Source organism: Acinetobacter sp. YH12201 (genome assembly GCF_013418145.1).
Classification (GTDB): domain Bacteria; phylum Pseudomonadota; class Gammaproteobacteria; order Pseudomonadales; family Moraxellaceae; genus Acinetobacter.
In genome coordinates, this window is record NZ_VPCP01000005.1 from 35,003 (window position 1) to 52,957 (window position 17,955).

The 17,955-nt window shown below is 41.8% G+C and carries 14 protein-coding genes and 1 pseudogene; 5 read left to right on the forward strand and 10 right to left on the reverse strand.

Annotated elements, in window-relative coordinates; genetic code table 11:
• Positions 1-29: 29 nt before the first annotated feature.
• The 3 genes from FTU91_RS02290 (at position 30) to rsfS (ending at position 2,206) form a co-directional block, all read left to right on the forward strand.
• Positions 30-896 (forward strand): NAD(P)-dependent oxidoreductase, encoded by an 867-nt coding sequence (locus FTU91_RS02290; protein WP_180080732.1) that lies wholly within the window; start codon positions 30-32, stop codon positions 894-896.
• A 36-nt stretch (positions 897-932) separates the two neighbouring features.
• On the forward strand, positions 933-1,727 hold the full coding sequence (locus tag FTU91_RS02295; protein WP_180042777.1) for a hydroxypyruvate isomerase family protein: 795 nt from the start codon (positions 933-935) through the stop codon (positions 1,725-1,727).
• 77 nt (positions 1,728-1,804) lie between these two features.
• Positions 1,805-2,206 (forward strand): ribosome silencing factor, encoded by a 402-nt coding sequence (rsfS, locus tag FTU91_RS02300; protein ID WP_092820286.1) that lies wholly within the window; start codon positions 1,805-1,807, stop codon positions 2,204-2,206.
• Between the two features lie 106 nt (positions 2,207-2,312).
• On the opposite strand, the gene FTU91_RS02305 is transcribed toward rsfS, so the two are convergent.
• From FTU91_RS02305 to FTU91_RS02325, 5 genes are all read right to left on the reverse strand, one after another.
• Positions 2,313-2,921 carry a hypothetical protein gene (locus FTU91_RS02305; protein ID WP_180042778.1) on the reverse strand — a complete coding sequence of 203 codons (609 nt, stop codon included), beginning with the start codon at positions 2,919-2,921 and terminating at the stop codon, positions 2,313-2,315.
• Between the two features lie 19 nt (positions 2,922-2,940).
• On the reverse strand, positions 2,941-4,275 hold the full coding sequence (locus FTU91_RS02310; RefSeq protein ID WP_180080734.1) for an ammonium transporter: 1,335 nt from the start codon (positions 4,273-4,275) through the stop codon (positions 2,941-2,943).
• Positions 4,276-4,645: 370 nt separating this feature from the next.
• Positions 4,646-6,100 (reverse strand): NAD(P)(+) transhydrogenase (Re/Si-specific) subunit beta, encoded by a 1,455-nt coding sequence (locus FTU91_RS02315; RefSeq protein WP_180080736.1) that lies wholly within the window; start codon positions 6,098-6,100, stop codon positions 4,646-4,648.
• Between the two features lie 3 nt (positions 6,101-6,103).
• Positions 6,104-6,424: a proton-translocating transhydrogenase family protein gene (locus tag FTU91_RS02320; RefSeq protein ID WP_086195869.1), complete on the reverse strand. Its 321-nt coding sequence runs from the start codon at positions 6,422-6,424 to the stop codon at positions 6,104-6,106.
• A gap of 11 nt (positions 6,425-6,435) precedes the next feature.
• Positions 6,436-7,563 carry a Re/Si-specific NAD(P)(+) transhydrogenase subunit alpha gene (locus FTU91_RS02325; RefSeq protein ID WP_086195870.1) on the reverse strand — a complete coding sequence of 376 codons (1,128 nt, stop codon included), beginning with the start codon at positions 7,561-7,563 and terminating at the stop codon, positions 6,436-6,438.
• 973 nt (positions 7,564-8,536) lie between these two features.
• Here FTU91_RS02325 and FTU91_RS02330 point away from each other — a divergent pair.
• Both FTU91_RS02330 and FTU91_RS02335 read left to right on the forward strand, forming a co-directional pair.
• Positions 8,537-9,450: pseudogene (locus FTU91_RS02330) on the forward strand (DMT family transporter).
• A gap of 186 nt (positions 9,451-9,636) precedes the next feature.
• On the forward strand, positions 9,637-10,833 hold the full coding sequence (locus FTU91_RS02335) for an MFS transporter (RefSeq protein WP_180080739.1): 1,197 nt from the start codon (positions 9,637-9,639) through the stop codon (positions 10,831-10,833).
• A 52-nt stretch (positions 10,834-10,885) separates the two neighbouring features.
• On the opposite strand, the gene FTU91_RS02340 is transcribed toward FTU91_RS02335, so the two are convergent.
• The 5 genes from FTU91_RS02340 to FTU91_RS02360 all read right to left on the reverse strand — a co-directional run bounded on the left by FTU91_RS02340 (position 10,886) and on the right by FTU91_RS02360 (position 17,955).
• On the reverse strand, positions 10,886-11,530 hold the full coding sequence (locus FTU91_RS02340; protein ID WP_086195873.1) for a HEPN domain-containing protein: 645 nt from the start codon (positions 11,528-11,530) through the stop codon (positions 10,886-10,888).
• Positions 11,531-11,897: 367 nt separating this feature from the next.
• Complete coding sequence (locus tag FTU91_RS02345) at positions 11,898-12,494, reverse strand: hypothetical protein (protein ID WP_180080741.1); 597 nt, start codon at positions 12,492-12,494, stop codon at positions 11,898-11,900.
• On the reverse strand, positions 12,475-13,542 hold the full coding sequence (locus tag FTU91_RS02350) for a hypothetical protein (protein WP_180080743.1): 1,068 nt from the start codon (positions 13,540-13,542) through the stop codon (positions 12,475-12,477). The genes FTU91_RS02345 and FTU91_RS02350 overlap by 20 nt, the downstream gene beginning before the upstream one ends.
• Positions 13,543-13,588: 46 nt before the next feature.
• Positions 13,589-16,690, reverse strand: coding sequence for a type I restriction endonuclease subunit R (locus tag FTU91_RS02355; RefSeq protein WP_180080744.1), 3,102 nt, complete (start codon positions 16,688-16,690; stop codon positions 13,589-13,591).
• A complete protein-coding gene (locus FTU91_RS02360; RefSeq protein WP_180080746.1) occupies positions 16,687-17,955 on the reverse strand; it encodes an FRG domain-containing protein in 1,269 nt (422 codons plus the stop codon). The genes FTU91_RS02355 and FTU91_RS02360 overlap by 4 nt, the downstream gene beginning before the upstream one ends.

The following is a 17,955-nucleotide window of genomic DNA, read 5'->3' on the forward strand; positions in this document are numbered from 1 at the left end:
AAATAACAGCATTGTCCAGAGAAAAACACATGGGTTTTGACCGTAATACAAAAATTGCATTCTTAGGCATGGGTCTGATGGGCAGCCGCATGGCGACCCGGCTGATTCAAGCCGGTTTTGAAGTGGCTGTATGGAACAGAACGGCATCCGCCTGTGACGTGCTGATTGATATGGGTGCTACTGGCCTAGACTTGCAAGAGATTGGGCAATATCCGGTGATTCTGACCTGTCTGGCCGATGATGCTGCCGTACAGGCAGTATTTGATCAAATCCAGAATCAACTCACTGCTGGTCAAGTGATTGTGGATTTTTCCAGTTTATCTGTGGATAAAACCAAAGCGCTGGCACAGCAGGCACAAAACCAACAAGTGCAATGGATTGACTCGCCTGTTTCGGGTGGCACGGCAGGTGCCGAACAGGGCACCTTAGTGATTTTCGCCGGTGGCGATATCAACACCATTCAAAATTTATCGCTGATTTATAATGTGCTTTCACAACGCGTGACGCGTATGGGCGAAACAGGTACCGGACAAGCGACCAAAATTTGCAACCAACTTATTGTGGCCGCCAACAGCACCTTGATTGCCGAAGCAGTGGCCTTAGCTGGACAAGCCGGTGTAGATACCACCTTGCTTGCTCCTGCTCTTGCCGGTGGTTTTGCTGACTCGAAACCTTTCCAGATTTTAGCTCCGCGTATGGCGACGCATACTTTTGAGCCGGTGCAATGGAAAGTGCAAACCCTGTCCAAAGACTTAAATAATGCCGTGCAGCTGGCCAAGCAGTTCAATTTAGATATTCCTGTGGCAAAACAGGCGCTTTCGCAATTGAAAACCCATCAAGATAAAGGCTATGCTGAAGCAGATCTGGCAACTGTCATTCAACTGGTTGAACATTGAGCAGGCCATTTCCTTTAACGAGCAAGGAGTAAAGGCATGATTAAGCTGGCGGTCAATTTATCCATGATTTTTACTGAAGTGCCTCTGATTGAGCGCTTTGCTCTGGCGCAGGCTCATGGTTTTCAGCATGTAGAAATCCAGTTTCCCTATGAACTCAGCATCGAACAGATTCAGACCCAACTGACCCTGCATGATCTGAGCCTGTGTCTGATTAATGTCCCTGCAGGTGACCTGATGCAAGGCGGAAATGGTCTGACTGGCGTACCGGGTCAAGAAATTGAGTTTTATCGTGCCCTGGAACAGGCAATTCAATACGCCACTGCGCTCAATGTACCCAGTGTGAATATCTTGGCTGGCAAGCAGCCGCTCGATTCAGACTTATTGCCCTGCTTAAATACACTGGCCAAAAATCTGAAACTGGCCTGTTCAATGTTTGCTGTACACAACATCCAGCCAGTGTTTGAAATGATTAATGGCACCGACATGCCACGCTTTCTGGTGCAGAATATTGCCCAGGCCCAGGAAATGCTGGAAGCAGTACAACACCCTGCGCTGAAAATGCAATATGACTGCTATCACATGGCGATGATGGGTGAAGATGTACTACAGGGCTTAAAGGAAAATATTCAGGATATTGGACACATTCAGTTTGCAGACTGTCCGGGACGTCATCAGCCTGATACTGCACAAATTCCCTATGCAGAAATTTTTCAGTGGTTAAACCAAAGTACCTATACAGGTTTCACTGCAGCAGAATACAAGCCACAAGCGCATTCCAGCCATTCTTTTGCCTGGAAAGATAAATATTTTGCAAAACATCCACAAAGTTAAATTATGAACAGATTTGAAATTCAGCCCCAAAACCGCTATATTACACAGTGAGATATTGTCCGGAAATTAAACCTTTTATGAATTTAGAACCATCGCCCAGCGCTTCTAATTCTCTCGAACACGCAATGAATGCTCATGCTAAAGATGTACAAGCTTGCTTGAAAGTTGTACATGAAGCCCTATTAGATGTAAAAGCAAAAGATATTCTAGAACTTGATGTCAGCTCAATCAGCAATGTGGCAGATGCCATGGTCATTGCCAGCGGTACATCAACCCGTCACATTAAAGCCCTTGCAGACAATGTTGCTGAAGAAGCACGTAAAGCGGGTTTCCGCCCTCTCGGCGTTGAAGGTGAACGTGATGCCGAATGGATCCTGATCGATCTTGGGTTTGTTGTAGTTCACGTCATGCTTCCAACAGCACGTAAATTTTACGATCTGGAAAGCTTATGGCGCGCAACTCCAGAATCAGTAGCCTAAATAAACTAAAAAAGCGACCTTCAGGTCGCTTTTTTAGTGCTGCTGTTTTTAGGATGCCCAGCCTGAACTTAAGACTGAACATGCATTCAATCAAGATTGCTGCCAATTATAATAAATGATGTAAATCCACGGACGGATATTTGCTCTTGATGTCCATTTTCACCCGTGCATAGACCTGATCGGCTTTACTTGGGCCATAAAATTCGCAATAGCATTCATATGATGCAGTAATCACCTGAGCATAACTGGTGAGCGGTAAACATTCTGCAAAAGCAGCATCATTCAGATTTGCAGATTTCTCAATCGCAATGCCCAGGGCTTGGACGTGATTTTTAACTTCCGCATTAAAATCATTCAGATCAGCTCTGGCTACTGTCTGTAGCACACCATTAATCAAATCAAAAAAAGCATCGGCAAAATCGGCTGAAATTGGCACCTCCGTTTGCACTTTCGGCTGGGTATCCAGTAGTACCTGTTTTTCAACCGCCGACATCTCACATAACACCTGTTTCAACATTTCTTTGCGATGAACACGCAATTCATCAGTATTGCAAATGTCATTCATAAAACGATTGAGTACAAATGAAGGTTTGTCGCCATACTCCTGTTCCCAGTAACTCAATACCCGTTCCAGTACAGTTCCTTGCAAATAATGACTTAAACCGCGTTCAATCGCCTGTTTCTTTTGCATCACAGTGAGTAATTCATTTGGCATAGCTACCCCCCTTCTTGGTTTAGTGGCGTTTGGTAATATCATCTGTTTCAAAAGTCACATCACGCTGAAATTCAGGATAAGACAGCTCGGCATGTTCGGTATAATCCAAACCACGTTGTTCATGTTGCGTGCTGACACGTAAACCACCCAATATTTTCTCCAGCAGCTTAAAAGTAATCAGCGCGATTCCGAATCCCCAGGCAAATGCTGCCAGCACACCTAAAATCTGAATAGACACAATTTGTGAGTTAAACATATCGGCCTCAAAAAACAGGCCTGCAGCCACGGTTCCCCACGCCCCACAAAAACCATGAACAGTAACTGCATCCACCACATCATCCAGTTTTAATTTTTCCATGACGCTTGGCATGACGCTGACAATGAGCCCGGCAATGAGTCCAGTAATCACGGCAAATAAAGGCGACATGGTGGCACAACCCGCCGTAATCCCCACTAAACCGCCCAATGAAGCATTAATTGTGGTCTGCATTAGAATTGCCTTACCACGAATTAAGGCATACAGCATATAAGCCACTGCAGCAGCACAGGCCGCCAGATGGGTATTTAAAGCAATACGACCGATACTGACACTGGCATTCACGGTTGATGCAGCATTAAAACCAAACCATGCCAGCCAGAGAATAAAACCACCCAAAGCCACCAAAGGCAGGTTATGCCCTGCCAGATGGTGAGTTTGTCCATTACGCCCGAAACGTCCCAAGCGCGGACCTAATACAATAATACCGGCCAGAGCGACCCAACCACCGATTGAATGCACCACGGTTGAACCGGCAAAGTCAATAAAACCCATTGCTTTTAACCAGCCTGAACCCTCAAAAATACTGCCCCACGCCCAACTTCCAAAGACAGGATAAATAAGGCCACTGACCACAGCAGCCCCTACAATATAAGCAACAAAGTGAATACGCTCTGCCATGGCACCACTGGCAATTGTGGTTGCAGTAGCGGCAAACATCATTTGAAAGAACAACAGATTCCAATGCCAGTCATCCAAGTCATTGGGCGCAAAATGACTGGTGCCCATCCAACCTGAAGCGTTGACCCCAAACATTAAACCAAAACCGACTAACCAGAAGACCAATCCCCCCAGACAAGCATCCATATAATTTTTCATGAGTACATTGACGGTATTTTTACTACGTACAGAGCCACTTTCCACCAGTGCAAACCCGGCCTGCATAAAGAACACCAATATACCGCCCATCACCACCCAGACACTGTCGAGCGATAAACGTATTTCCTGAATATTCGCTGTGTTTGTCGCAGCTTCACTTGCAAATGCAGGTAGTGAACATACACATAACAGCAATGCTAGATACTTTATTATTTTCATGAACAGTCCCCCTAAAACTGAATCACAAAAATGCAAAAGAAATGCCAGATTATCGAAATTTATCTTTTTATTTAAAAAGACAGGCAAATGCCAGTTTTAACACAACTTAATTTCTAAAAATATCCCTCATCGGCAATACCTATTTAGAAATAAACAGTTAATTGCCATTTTATAAAGCATTTTTGCAATATCGCTTGATCAGGCAGCACCAAATAAAACAAGAAACCATAGCCTGATAAAAGTGTGCTCTGCACTATTCTTCAATTTAATTGTTGAAAAGTCATATATTCTAGAATTAAAAAACCACCAGAAGGTGGTTTTAATCTCCCTAAATCCCTCTTTATGAAAGAGGGACTTTTGAAGCGTGGATTTAGTGACCGCCGCCGTTAATAGCTTTAGTCATGTCTTCTACGACTTTCTTGGCATCGCCGAAAATCATCATGGTTTTTTCATTATAGAACAAGTCGTTGTCCAGACCCGCATAACCGGTTGCCATAGAACGCTTGATCACCATAATAGTACGTGCTTTATGCGCTTCCAGAATCGGCATGCCGTAAATTGGTGAACTTGGATCATCTTTCGCTGCCGGGTTAACGACATCGTTTGCACCAATGACTAACACAACATCAGTTGCCGGGAAGTCCGAGTTGATTTCATCCATTTCCAGAATGTCTTCATACGCCACGTCTGCTTCAGCAAGTAATACGTTCATGTGACCTGGCATACGACCTGCTACCGGGTGAATCGCAAAACGTACTTTTACGCCCTGCTCTTTCAAAATCTCACACAATTCTTTTACCGCATTCTGTGCACGACCTTGCGCCATACCATAACCCGGTACAATCACCACGCTATCCGCATTTGACATCAGGAAGCCTGCGTCATCTGCTGAACCAGAACGGTGGTTACGTTGAACTTGCTCACCTTTATCTGCTGATGCAACTGCTGCACCGCCCATCGCACCACCAAACAAGACGTTGATGATTGAACGGTTCATGGCTTTACACATGATGTAAGACAGAATTGCACCTGAAGAACCCACCAGTGAACCCGCAACAATCAACATATTGTTTTCTAAAGTGAAACCAATACCTGCCGCAGCCCAGCCAGAGAATGAGTTCAACAGCGATACCACCACTGGCATATCGCCGCCACCGACCGGTGCAATCCATACCCAACCGAAGGCAAGTGCCAGAGCTGTCATCGCCCAGAAAGCCTGCATATTGCCAGTTGAGAAGAACACAAAACCACAACCAAGCATCGCCAGGAAAATAATCGCCTGTAGCGGTTTAACCCAGCCACCCGAAATGGTTTTCGCCCATTTTTTCGCAGCCAACTTACCGTAAGCAAATACTGAAGCGGTAAAGGTAATCGCACCAACGAAACAACCCACAAATAATTCAAAAAGATGAACTTTGCTCATGTGGGCATGTTCAACACCCGCAGCTGTTAATGCCGCTTCATTTTGTGCAAATAGTGCCGTTAACTGGTTGTTATGCAGAATCGCAGCAATCGCAATCAGCACTGCAGCCAAACCCACTAATGAGTGCATCAATGCAACGGTTTCCGGCATTTGCGTCATCGGAACGGTACGTGCACGGGCAATACCTACGATCGCACCTAACACCATTGCGCCGCCAATCATCCAGACCACAGGATGATCAGCAACAAAGAAGGTGGTGATCACGGCAATGGCCATTGCAATCATACCGTAACGGTTACCGGCAATTGCTGTTTTAGGACCAGACAAACCACGTAAAGTTAAGATAAAAAGAACGGCACCCACCAGGTAGAACCAATCCGCATAGTCTCGAATGAATTCCATGTTTTAGCCCTCTTTTTTCTTTTGCTTTGGCTTGAACATTTCAAGCATACGTGCAGTTACGGCGAAGCCACCAAAAATGTTGATACTTGCCAGAAATACTGCCACTGCACCCAAAATACTGACCACGTTGATGCTCTGGAATTGCACATTGGCTTCAACCAAACCCGGAATGCCAACCGTCTGCAACATCGCACCCACCACAATAATCGATGACAAGGCGTTGGTTACCGCCATCAATGGCGTATGTAATGCAGGTGTCACGCCCCAAACCACGTAGTAACCTACGAAAATGGCAAGGACGAAAATTGTAATCGTTTCAACCATGATGACTCTCCTTAACCACGCTTCAGCAGCACTTGACCGCCATGAGTTACTAGCAGGGCTTTTTGAATTTCTTCTTCCGGATTGATGGCAAATTTTTTCTCTGCATCAAAAAGGGTATCGAGGAAATTAAAGACATTACGTGCATACAGTGCTGAGGCTTCGGTCGCAACTGTAGATGGGATATTCGGAATACCCAAAATGGTCACGCCATTATCCGTCACGACATTTTCACCGCACTTGGAACCTTCCACGTTACCGCCTGATTCAACCGCCATATCCAGAATGATTGAACCCGGTTTCATTTTGGCCACCGTTTCAGCACGAATTAAACGCGGTGCATCACGGCCGGGTAACAGTGCAGTGGTAATCACGATATCGGCATTAGAAACAGCTTTATCGACAATGGCCGCCTGGTCTTTGATATATTGCTCACCTGGCATCCAGCCATAACCATTTTTAGCAGCGTCCGCAGCTTTTTGCTTTTCTTCATCCGACATTGGTACGTCTAGCCATTTACCGCCAAGTGATTCGACCTGATCACGTGCAGTTGGACGTAAATCGGTGGCTTCAACCACAGCACCTAAACGTTTAGCAGTCGCAATGGCTTGCAGGCCGGCAACCCCAACCCCCATGATGACCACACGGGCCGGTTTTACCGTACCCGCAGCCGTCATGAGCATTGGGAACATGCGTTGATATTCTGCTGCCGCCAAAAGTACCGATTTATAACCGGCCAAGTTGGCTTGAGAAGACAGCACGTCCATGTTTTGTGCACGGGACAACGTACGTGGTAAAAGTTCCAGTGCAAATGCAGAAACCTGCTTTGCTGCAAACTGATCAAGTTCAGTGTTGCGATACGGGTCAAACATTGCAATCACTGCGGTGTTTGCTGCAAGTTTTTGAATTTCATCACCTTGAGGGGCACGAACTTTCAAAATAATCTGACTGCCGGTATAGGCATCATCGGTAATTTTGGCGCCGACCTGTTCATAGGCACTGTCAATATAAGCAGCTTTTACCCCTGCTCTACGTTCAATGACTACAGTATGACCAGCACTGATCAACTTCTTTACTGTTTCTGGCGTTGCAGCCACACGATTTTCACCGACCACAGTTTCGGTTGGGATTCCAATCTGCATGAGCGTTCCTCAAGCTAATTTTTCTTCAGTAAACATCGCGGTGAGCAATGTTTCCCCCAGGATGCGTTTTTGTTGAATTTTTGGATTCTAATTGAACTTTTTTAAATTACTACCCAATATTTATTTAATAAATACCCATATTTTGAACTGATGATTCATAAAAATAATAGTTTCATATAGGATTCGTCGGTTTTACTTTAATTTTAGCTCGTCTTCATGACTTTAAATGCCAGCCTGAAAAAGCTATAAATCCTTATCTTGACCTTTCCGTTCACCATTTCCAGCCGGCTTGTCCCACAAAATTGATCTTTCTGACATTCTTCCTTTAATCAGAATTTAAATAAATACCTAGAAAGTTGCTTGATTTAGTTATCGACTGAGTAAATTTAAATAATTTTCTCCCCCTTTATTGGCCAGAATGACATCTTGAATGGACTTGTTCCCTTAAAAAATAAGCGATTGCCTATCTGGTTTTGCCTAAATCAAGTCTGGAGCTGCATATCAGAAAAAATGCTGATTTTGCTTATTTTTATGTTTTTTTGTTATTTAATGCTTATTCGCCCTAAGTCTAAGGTAATTCAAAAAATTAATTAAAAAAAATTTTACAGCCATTTCGCTTGATGATGTTTTACACTGTATTTGTCTCAATTCAACATTTTATGCACAAATTTAGTGCAAAAATTTATTTTTGATACTCATCTTCTTGTTTTTATTACTTTTAAAAGAGTAGGCATAGCGATATAACGCTTCTAAACAAACGTGCTTGAATAAAATTCAGACAAAAACAAAACTCACTTTCCAGAGAAGCCAAGCCAGTTGTCAGTAACCTCTAGAAAATGGCTCTAAGCATCAATCATTCCTAATTGGAATTATAATTCGCATCTTTTTGCATTTAACCTCGAGGCTTAAAAACTTTATAATTCAACTTTGTCTCGATCTTCTTCGGATCAGAAGCCCTAATCAAGCAGGTAAAATGAAACCGACTCTAAGCCAAACACAATTAGGTTCATTATTTGCGATTGGTGCTGCTTTCCTGTTTAGTACCAAAGCCATTTTTATCAAGCAAACCTATGCCTTGTCGCCTTTGGTCGATGGCACGGTACTGATGGCTTTGCGTATGGCAAGTGCCTTACCGTTTTTTTTGCTGCTGTGCTGGTTTAACCGTCATCATAATAAAGAACTGGCAGCGAAAGACTGGGGTTTGTTGATTGTTGCAGGGCTCATGGGTTACTACTTTTCAAGCTGGCTGGATTTTGTTGGTCTGATGTATATCAGTGCCTCACTGGAACGGATTATTTTATTTCTCTATCCCACCCTGACGGTTCTGGCTTCCAGTGCCATTTATAAGCAGAAACTTAGCCTAAAAAGTATGCTGGCCATCGCCTTAAGTTACGGCGGTACGGTCATTGTGATGTTGCAGGAACAAAGCAACGTCGCACATGAAGGTCATTTCTGGCTTGGAAGCAGTCTGGTCTTTGCCAGTGCGGTATGTTTTGCCGGGTACTTATTGCTTACTCCACGACTGATTCAACGTTTTGGTTCATGGAATTTTACCGGTTTGGCACTGAGTATTCCCTAACCCATTACATGATTGCCACGCCGCAGCCTTTGCATTTATTCACCCAGCTACCTGTCAGTGTAATTGGGTACGGTATTGCCTTAGGCCTGCTGGTCACAGTTTTACCGACGGTACTGATGGCACAGAGTATTGTCCGCTTAGGTGCTGCACAGTCTGCCATGATTGCTTCAATTGGCCCGATTCTGACCATTATCTTGGCCACTATTTTTTTAGGTGAACATTTAAATGCCATTCAATGGCTAGGCTGTATGCTCAATATCATTGGCGTCATGATGATTACTCTGGCTAAAAAGAAATTCTCACATTAATTTTTGTCTGGTCTAATCAAAGTCTGCCGCAAGCTAAAAAATACGGCTTTTAAAATAGTCACAGAACACCGAATAGAGATTGCTTTTCCCCTATATTGGTAAGTCCAGACTGATAGGGCTGCTATACTCTACATGTACATACAATACCGGCAAACTTTGCCTACCTGAAACAAAACAAGGATGGTTATGAAAACTTCTCTCGACATCAGCCAGGATAAATCTTTACTCTGGCTCATGGCCATAGCCTGTGGTCTGTGTGCGGGAGCCAACTATTATTGCCAGCCTTTAATCCATTCCATCCAGCAATATTTTCATGTTCCTGAATCACAAGTCGCCTTAACCGTGACATTTGCCCAGGTATCATATGCACTGGGCCTGTTGTTTATTGTTCCAATGGGTGACATTGTCAATAAAACCAAATTTATTCCTTTACTGATGGTCATGACTGCCATCGGTTTATTTCTATGTGCTTTTGCCGTCAACTTACCCATGCTTTGGCTGGGAACCATAATTACAGGGCTATTTTCGGTCGCAGCACAGGTCCTGATTCCTCTAGCCACCATGGCCTTCAAACCTGAAAAAACTGGTGAAGTGGTCGGCTTCCTGATGAGTGGACTTCTGGTCGGACTACTGCTATCCACCAGTCTTGCGGGTTTAATGTCCAACCTGTTCAACTGGAAACTGATCTATATGCTCAGTGCCATATTGATGCTGATGTTAGCCTTTCTACTCAAAACCAAACTGCCCCACATCACCATACTAAAAATGAGCTATACACAAATTTTTAAATCCATGGCGATTTTACTGAAACAGGAACCGCGTTTAGGATTTCGTTCATTGATTGGTGGTTTTGTATTTGCTTCCATGAGTACCCTGTTTTCGACCATTGCCATTTTACTGACCTCATCCCCGTTTCATCTTTCCGATGTATTGGTGGGTGTTGTAACGCTGGCGGGAGTGTTTGGTGCATTGTCTACAACGAAAATTGGCAAAATTGCCGATCAGGGCCATACCCAGTCACTGACCTGGATCGGCCTGTTAACGCTGATTGTGAGCTGGTTTTTTCTTTATTTCGGTGGGCAGTCTTTGCTGAGTTATATGATTGGCTACGGCATAATCAGTCTGGGCCTGACCATTGTGCACACCAGTAATCAAAATATTATTTTCCGTCTACGTCCAGATGCCAAATCGCGGATTAATTCTATTTATATGACTTCTTACTTTATTGGTGGAGCCTGTGGTTCTGCACTCGGAGTCTATGCATGGCATCATGGCGGCTGGAAGATGACCTGTATTGCAGGAGTGAGTTTGGTACTCTGCGCTGCTTTTTTTGCATTTCTGGATATGCGTTATCACGCTCGCAGCATGCCTCTTTCAAAATAAAATTGCAAATGAAACAGTTTTTGATCTTGCTGTCTATTTCAAATCATTCACCTCAGGATACTTGCACCACGGGATAAAATGGCTGATTGAACTCTATATTTTCGACATTTTCCAATAAAATTTGGATAAAGCTCGGTACCAATACAGATAAAATACTCCAAGCATTGGCTAATTGTTTCCGGTTAATAGCACTATTGTAGGTCGCTCCGCCTCGACTTAACTGTTGATATAAAGTCGTCAAGCGACTAAACAGGGATACCAACAGGCTGACTGAATCATGGTTTTGCAAGATGTGCTGGAGCTGTTGTTGTTCTGTGGCAAAAGCTGAGCGCCATGTTGCCTCACTGATTTTCTGATTACGCCAGTCCCAAAAGCTCTGATACAGATATGGATTACTCAGGAGTAATCGAATGGTTGACTGTTGTTTTTCCCAGAGGATGTGAAATATTTTTTGATTAACATCTTTATGGCACATCGAGCTGAGGAAATGTCTTAAGGTGTACTGCTCCTGATCAGCAGCTTGCTCCTGTGCATACAATGCATTAAATGCCACCCATACCGTAATAAACTGTAGATCAAGATCATCATGAAGTATCAGGGCTTTTTTAAACCAGCTTAAACTGCGCTGGATACGTAAATTAAAAGGCGTAGAATATTCATTTTTTTTACTCCTATACATTTCTTCTAGAACCAACATGTTATTTTCCCTGTTGTGGTCATATCTCCAACATACTAAAAAGTTAAATTACATACAAATTCTAAGCTGACTGCACAGTTGATTTTAAGACTTTAATAAAGGCAATGATCGCTGCAAGCAACTGTCGATTTTTCATCAAACCCCGTATAATCCGCGCTTCGGTTTTTCATTATTTCAGGTTTATGCCATGACTGCTCTGCAATCTTTACAGCCTCGCATTTCGGTTGCCCCGATGATGGATTGGACGAATAATTTTTAATTATATATATTTATCAAAAACTTAAATTAACAGTAAAAATAGAATGGCGTAAATTTGGAGTAATTTATAATTTTTTAAGTAACAGTAAGCAAGAATCTTAAAGCTCTGCTATTTCTTTTGATCATAGTTCATTGGTTGATGCACCTTATCTCCTATATAGTAAAGAGTAATGCAGAGAATGAAAAACATCTGAAATACGAATATAAAATATAAAAAACTTAATATTAAATAAGCATATTTGTAAATTTCTGAACCAAAATTCAATACTTTTGCGCTATAACAATAATTTATAAAAATCGTCACAAAGAGTAAAAATAAACTTAAAAACGTTAGGTAAGAAAAAGCATTTGCCAAATACCTACGCCTAGAAATTTCATGTCCGTCACCGTTAATAGGCGGATTTACCTTAGCTGTAATATCTAACTCTTTATTACCAAACGATACAACTGCTGTTAAAGCTGCGAACAAGAAACCAGGTAAAGCCAATATAAAATTTCCAAGCACTTCAAATCCCTTAGATTCAAAAAATATTTTGAATTGAGAAAGAGATTCTGAATAAGTGAAATAGAAAAAAATGGTCACTAAAGACGAACACACAATTGGTAAGTACCAATCAAAGATCGGCTTTCTATTTTTCCCATTTAGATCATCGATAGCCCATTCAATGTATAAATATTCTAGCGGTTTAAGGAGTAGATCCTTCATTGTTTGAACTCTCCGATCTAACATGTGCAGCCAATAGCGCAATCATTTTATCAAATAATTGCTCATCCATTTTCACATCTTGCGTCACAGTCTGACGTTCAAATTGTTCAATAAAATCTATTTTGACACCAAAATCTGACTCCTTATAGTCACCTTTAATGTCTACACTCATCATGCGCGATTTTTCTTTACATCGAATTCTATAAAAAAAATCCTCGCCTAATGATGCATCTTTTTTAATTTTCGATAAGACAGAATTCATTGCTTGTTGAAGAAGACCTCTTTCAAGAATTTGCCCATTTTGATCCAAAAAAACTGTTTGTTGCGGAATATACTTGAACTCTTTCTTAGCAATGACCAACATTGGATCACTTTCAATTCTGCTTTTTTTTGTTTCCTCGATAGCACTTATACTGAGTAAATTGCCTTCCGCAGCACGATCGAGCAAAGATATGCCTGCAACATTATCAACATTCGCTTTAATTCTGAACTCTACTAATCTAGGTGTACCATCTTCATTTAATCCACCACCTTCATAAGGGACTTTAAAAAAGTCTGGTTGAATATGATTAGTATTAAAATCATGTAGTATCTTTGTCAGTATGTACGCAAAAGTATAGCCTGTTCCGCCTGCATACTGTTCGACCAAAATACTCGAAGAGAAAGGAGCTTGAGCATCCAAATTAACGACCACGTGAAAAAATCGTTGTAATTCATCACCATCTTCAAATGGAACTAATTTAGTTTGATCGCTTGGACGATTGTAAATTCGTACATCTTCATGCTCTTTATCAGATCTCTCAATCAACAATAAAAGATTATTACCTTTTTTCTTAACCTCTTTTATTGAGAATACATAGCGACCTTTGAGAGAAGTAACTACTAAATCTTTATGATTATTTTGTGCTATGAAATCAAAAACATCACTAATTTTCAAATAATGAGAAAATTTACCCCTTGGTTGATTAGGCTTTTTCTCACACTTAAAATTTAATTTATAATACGCACATGCAATATCATGAGTTACTTTTCTGCTAGAAGTAGTCATTATCCCTCTCTATTCATTTATTTAAATTGGTCAGTGTATATTTATCTTACTTAGTCCAAGAATTCGACAATGTTTCAGCCTGCTTCATCACCAACTCAATCGCTTCAGCCGCTTTATCTGGTGGGTACTTCCAACGCTGCAAGGTACGACGAACCAGAATCTTAAGCTGAGCACGGACACTATCCCGAACTTGCCAATCCACTGTCGTTGATTTCCTAAGCTTCTCGGTAATCTCTCTTGCGATCTGTTTCAGCGTATCGTCTCCAAGCTCTCTGACAGCACTTTCATTATTCGCCAAGGCATCGTAGAAAGCGATTTCATCTGGATTCAAACCAAGTGCAGCTTCACGCTGCATTTCTGCCTGAAATTCTTTTGCCATTTGAATGAGTTCTTCAATGACCTGAGAAGTTTCAATCGCTCGGTTATTGTATTTCCTCAAGGTTTCCTGCAAACGGTCAGAGAAGCGTTTTTCCTGCACCACATTGTTTCGTGTCTTTGCTTTAATGCCGTCATTCAACAACTTTTCCAGAAGTTCAACTGCCAAATTACGATATGGCATCTGCCGTACATCTTCTAAGAACTCATCTGAAAGCAAGCCAATATTAGGTTTATCTAAACCACACATTGCAAAGACATCTGTTACACCATCAGCAATGACAGCATTATCCAGAATCTGTTTTAGCGTACTGTCCTTTTCCGCTTGCGACAGTTTACGATCTACAGAGGTATGCTTGCTAATGACCGCTTTAATGGCTGAGTAAAAGGCAATTTCTTTGTGCAGATTCTTCGCTTCATCCAAGGTGCTGCATAAAGAGAAGGCTTTATTGATTGCCAGAACTAAATCAAGAAAACGCTTTTTACCATCCTTCAAGCTCAGCACATAGTTGGCTGCGGGGATAATCAGTCGATGTGCCTGAGTTTCGTAAGCACTCAAATCCATACCTGCCTGTTCGTTGGTTTTGGCGAACATTCCTCGTATTGCATCCATCTTTTCAGCAAGCACTGCATAGGCTTCTTCTGCACGTAAAGTCGGCTCACCTTTCCCTTTGGCATCGGTATAGGTTTTTAAGGCCTGCTTCAATTCATTAGCAATGCCGATATAGTCAACAACTAGTCCACCCTGCTTATCTTTAAAGACACGGTTCACACGTGCAATTGCCTGCATGAGGTTATGGCCTTTCATTGGCTTATCTATATACATGGTGTGCGTACACGGTGCATCAAAACCTGTAAGCCACATATCGCGTACAATCACCAGTTGTAAAGGATCGTTTACGTCCTTAAAGCGTTTCTCAAGGCGTTTTTTAGTTTGCTTATTGTAGATATGCGGCTGTAATAATGGTTTATCTGAAGCTGAACCCGTCATCACAATTTTGATTTTTCCTTTTTCAGGATCAGGGTCATGCCAATCTGGACGTAAGGCAATAATCTCATTGTAAAGGTGGACACAGATCTCGCGGCTCATGGTCACAATCATGCCTTTACCCGCCGTGGCTTCTGTACGGGCTTCAAAGTGTGCGACTAAATCCGCAGCAATCTGTTTCAGCCGTGGTGTGGCACCCACCAGCTTTTCTAGTCGGCTCCACTCACTTTTAGTCTTTTCTCGGTTACCAACATCTTCTTCATCTTCTACAACCTCATCGACTTGATCAGATAGCTCTTCGATTTCAGCCTGATTAATATCTAGCTTTGCCAAGCGTGACTCGTAGTAGATTGGGACGGTTGCACCATCATCGACGGCATCCTGAATATCATAGATGGAGACATAGTCGCCAAAGACAGCTCGGGTATCTTTATCCTCACTCGAAATAGGGGTTCCAGTAAAGCCAATAAAAGCAGCATTCTTTAAAGCATCGCGCATGTGCTTGGCATAGCCGAACTTGTATGTGCCATCATTACCTAGTTTTGCTTTCAAACCATATTGGCTACGATGTGCTTCATCTGACATCACCACAATATTGTGGCGTCCATTCAGCAATGGATGCTCACTCTCACCTTCCAGTAATGCAAACTTTTGTACCGTGGTAAAGATAATGCCACCAGACTCACGCTCAGCTAAAAACTTTCTCAGCTCATCACGGTTATTGGCTTGTACTGGCGTTTGTTTTAATAATTCTTGAGCATTGCTAAAGGTTTCAAAGAGCTGTCCATCTAAGTCATTACGGTCAGTCACGATTAACAAGGTTGGGTTGTGCATAGCGGGCTGCTGTAAAAGCTTGCCTGCATAGCAACACATGGAAATACTTTTACCCGAACCTTGGGTATGCCAAACGACGCCTGCTTTTTTGTCCCCATTCGGATTGGCTGCTGCAATGGTCGCATGTACCGCTTCCCGAACCGCATGGAATTGATGATAGCCTGCAATTTTCTTAATGGTCTTTTCGCCATCTGTTTCAAACAACACAAAGAATCGAATGTAATCTAGGAACAATTCTCGATCAAAGAAGCCTCGAATAACTGTCTCTAACTCCCATTCTAAAACGGGTTTATCATCTTCATTCTTGATCGTACGCCACGGTAAAAAGCGTTCCTGATTCGCCGTCAGTGAACCGACACGTGCTGTTACACCATCACTGACTACCAAAGCTTCATTAAATACAAACAGATCCGAGATTTCTTCTTTGTAAGTTTGCAACTGGTTAAAGGCATCCCAGATATCTGCATTTTCATCGGTTGGGCTTTTTAGCTCCAATACGGCAAACGGAATACCATTGATAAAACAGATGATGTCAGGGCGTCGAGGTTGTTTAGTGCCTAGAATCGTAAATTGATTGACCGCAACAAAACGGTTTTGATGCACATGATTAAAGTCCACTAAGAAGGCATGGTCATGTACCCAATCATCTTGCTTCTTATACGTGACAGGTACACCTTCCAACAACATACGATGGAAAGCGCGATTATTGGTGACAATATCTAAACTTTCAGGTTGATTCAGCTTTTGTAAGACTTGTTCAAAACAATTTATGGGAAGATGCGGATTTAATCGTTCAAATGCAGCATGTAAGTCTGATTCAATTAAGACTTGTTTATAGTCTTTGCGTAGGGGATTACTGCTGTCGGGCGCAATATCAATACCATAAACGACCTCCCAACCATTCTCTAAGAACCAATCGAGGCATAAGTTTTCGAGTTGTGTTTCGTTCATGATTGAACTTCCTGTTTCATAAGAAAACCTAAAATATTGTAAATAACTGATTCTCTATTATTTTCTGGGTATTCTAGTTTTCGCAAAACTATTCTAAGCTTTGCCTTCAACTCTAAGGCAAGATCATTTCTTTCTTCAAAATCGACTTTTTTATAATCTGTAAGAATTTTCGCAATTTCGTAGGCGACCCTATCTAATAAATCTTTCTCTACAACTTCATCTTGAGACAAAGATCCATGTAATAATTTAACAATAGATGTAATATCCTGCGATTCTATAGTTGGACTAGGTATAAAAATCTCAGCATGAATGCCTGGTGGAGCAATAACAATTGGCTCTGGCTTCAAAAGAACGGCTTTTTTATCTTGTCTATGTTGCTCCCACTCTTCAATTAATATGTTGGAATAGTCCGCTGCGCCAATAAGATCTGGGAATAAACTCGCATGGTGAACATTCATGCGACGCAAAAATTTCAAACATTCTTTCTGCTGCTCATTCTTAACAAAAACTTTACAGATATATTTAGCCAAAATAGCTGGCTCTTCTTCTGCTTTCTGCGAAGCATTTTTTAATTCATCATCTGGATAATCTTCACTGCCAAGAACTTCGATCAATTTATTTTCAATCGTGAGGCCATAAGGTGAAAAAGTAAAAAGTCCCGCTTGATTGACCAAACGTCCATGATCATCTTTTCGAGGTTCTAGCACTCGAATATCATTAAAGTACTCATCATCTGAGATAGCCGTTTTGTTTAGAATATAAATGGCTCTATAGGGATTATCTGTTTCCTCAGCTTCATCTGCCTTAGCAAAAGCAAAAAATAAAGCGACGTAAGGTGAATATGTCCAATCTAACAATGGCGTCTTCAATCCATAATGTTGACCAATTGCCCACAACTCATCATCCTCTCGCTTATCACCACTATTAAACAAAGAGTGATCAGAAATTCTGCCACGTATAGCTTTACGAAAAAGTTTCAACTGCGCCTCAGCCAACTCTTCATCAATTGTATTTTGTTCATTAAACCGAGCTAAAGTTGGTGTTAGCCCCCAGTCATAACGCCTATGTCCACGAAAAACCAAATCCACCCTTTTACGATTACAAAATTCTGATTCCAAAAATGAAGTAAATTGATTCCAATGCTCTAATTTTGTAACAGGAATACGGCCATTAATCTGATCATTCATTAAAATAAAACTGTCTTTTAGGTTGTCCTTATTCCAAACAGGAATTCGATCCCAATCATATTGCTGATATTGATCCAT

Excerpts from the sequence above, each read along its gene's own strand:
- FTU91_RS02310 (WP_180080734.1), bottom strand. The coding sequence starts at position 4,275 with ATGAAAATAATAAAGTATCTAGCATTGCTGTTATGTGTATGTTCACTA.
- FTU91_RS02340 (WP_086195873.1), bottom strand. The coding sequence starts at position 11,530 with ATGTTGGTTCTAGAAGAAATGTATAGGAGTAAAAAAAATGAATATTCT.
- FTU91_RS02295 (WP_180042777.1), top strand. The coding sequence starts at position 933 with ATGATTAAGCTGGCGGTCAATTTATCCATGATTTTTACTGAAGTGCCT.
- FTU91_RS02325 (WP_086195870.1), bottom strand. The coding sequence starts at position 7,563 with ATGCAGATTGGAATCCCAACCGAAACTGTGGTCGGTGAAAATCGTGTG.
- FTU91_RS02350 (WP_180080743.1), bottom strand. The coding sequence starts at position 13,542 with ATGACTACTTCTAGCAGAAAAGTAACTCATGATATTGCATGTGCGTAT.
- FTU91_RS02315 (WP_180080736.1), bottom strand. The coding sequence starts at position 6,100 with ATGGAATTCATTCGAGACTATGCGGATTGGTTCTACCTGGTGGGTGCC.
- rsfS (WP_092820286.1), top strand. The coding sequence starts at position 1,805 with ATGAATTTAGAACCATCGCCCAGCGCTTCTAATTCTCTCGAACACGCA.
- FTU91_RS02360 (WP_180080746.1), bottom strand. The coding sequence starts at position 17,955 with ATGGATCAATATCAGCAATATGATTGGGATCGAATTCCTGTTTGGAAT.
- FTU91_RS02335 (WP_180080739.1), top strand. The coding sequence starts at position 9,637 with ATGAAAACTTCTCTCGACATCAGCCAGGATAAATCTTTACTCTGGCTC.
- FTU91_RS02290 (WP_180080732.1), top strand. The coding sequence starts at position 30 with ATGGGTTTTGACCGTAATACAAAAATTGCATTCTTAGGCATGGGTCTG.
- FTU91_RS02305 (WP_180042778.1), bottom strand. The coding sequence starts at position 2,921 with ATGCCAAATGAATTACTCACTGTGATGCAAAAGAAACAGGCGATTGAA.
- FTU91_RS02345 (WP_180080741.1), bottom strand. The coding sequence starts at position 12,494 with ATGAAGGATCTACTCCTTAAACCGCTAGAATATTTATACATTGAATGG.
- FTU91_RS02320 (WP_086195869.1), bottom strand. The coding sequence starts at position 6,424 with ATGGTTGAAACGATTACAATTTTCGTCCTTGCCATTTTCGTAGGTTAC.
- FTU91_RS02355 (WP_180080744.1), bottom strand. The coding sequence starts at position 16,690 with ATGAACGAAACACAACTCGAAAACTTATGCCTCGATTGGTTCTTAGAG.